This window comes from Mesorhizobium sp. M7A.F.Ca.CA.001.10.2.1, assembly GCF_003998575.1.
Classification (GTDB): domain Bacteria; phylum Pseudomonadota; class Alphaproteobacteria; order Rhizobiales; family Rhizobiaceae; genus Mesorhizobium.
Genome location: NZ_RZQY01001180.1, coordinates 1 through 814, shown reverse-complemented (window position 1 = coordinate 814; position 814 = coordinate 1). Strand labels below are relative to the sequence as shown.

Genomic DNA, 814 nt, shown 5'->3' with positions numbered 1-814 from the left:
GCGCGAGGCGATCGAACAGGCCTCGATCATCCGCGTGCGGCCGGTGATGATGACGATGATCTGCACCGTGCTCGGCGTCCTGCCGCTGGTGCTGGCGAGCGGCGCCGGTGCCGAGGCGCGCGTCGCGCTCGGCTGGGTCATCGTCGGCGGCCTGGGGCTGGCCACCGTCTCGACGCTGTTCCTGACGCCGGTCGCCTATCTCCTGCTTGGCCGCTTCGTCACGCCGAAGACCCACGAGGAAGCCCGACTGAAGCGCGAGTTGGAGGAAGCCGCCTACACCAATGTGGAGCCGGCTGAATAGAAATCCCAGGAAAAGTGTGTAGCGGTTCTTCGTCCGGAATTTCGTAAGAAAAATAATTCCGCCTATCTCAAGAACCGGCCTTCGATCGACCAGCGCGCGGCGAGGAAATTCAGCACCGCCGCCACCACGACGCCGCCGATTTTCGCCGGCCACACCCCGATGATGCCGGCGAACAGCGCGATCGAGAGGCTGGAGACACCGAGCGAAATCAGCGCTCCAAGCGTGGCGAAACGAAGGAACGCGTCATGCAAACGGATGGCTCGATTGCGCTCGAACGACCACAAGCCGTTCGCCGCGAAGGAAAAGGTGACGGCGACGAACCAGGCAGCGATGTTGGCCGGCACCGGCGGAACCCCGAGCTTGAGCAGCAGGAAAAAGCTGGCAAGGTCGATAGCCGTGTTCGCCAGTCCGACAATGGCGAAGCGGACGATCTTGCTGCCGGCCGAACGCTGGGGCCGATCGGCGTCGCTCATCTCTTGCCGTCCAAGATCTCGACGCCGGCGCGGGCCAGGC

The 814-nt window shown here is 64.4% G+C and carries 2 protein-coding genes; one reads left to right on the top strand and one right to left on the bottom strand.

Annotated features, from left to right (window positions below; translation table 11 throughout):
* Positions 1 to 301 (top strand): efflux RND transporter permease subunit (locus tag EN964_RS35995; RefSeq protein WP_164776524.1); only part of this gene is annotated, 301 nt, incomplete at its 5' end.
* 62 nt (positions 302 to 363) lie between these two features.
* Here EN964_RS35995 and EN964_RS35990 read toward each other — a convergent pair.
* On the bottom strand, positions 364 to 774 hold the full coding sequence (locus EN964_RS35990; RefSeq protein WP_127269060.1) for a GtrA family protein: 411 nt from the start codon (positions 772 to 774) through the stop codon (positions 364 to 366).
* Positions 775 to 814: the final 40 nt, after the last annotated feature.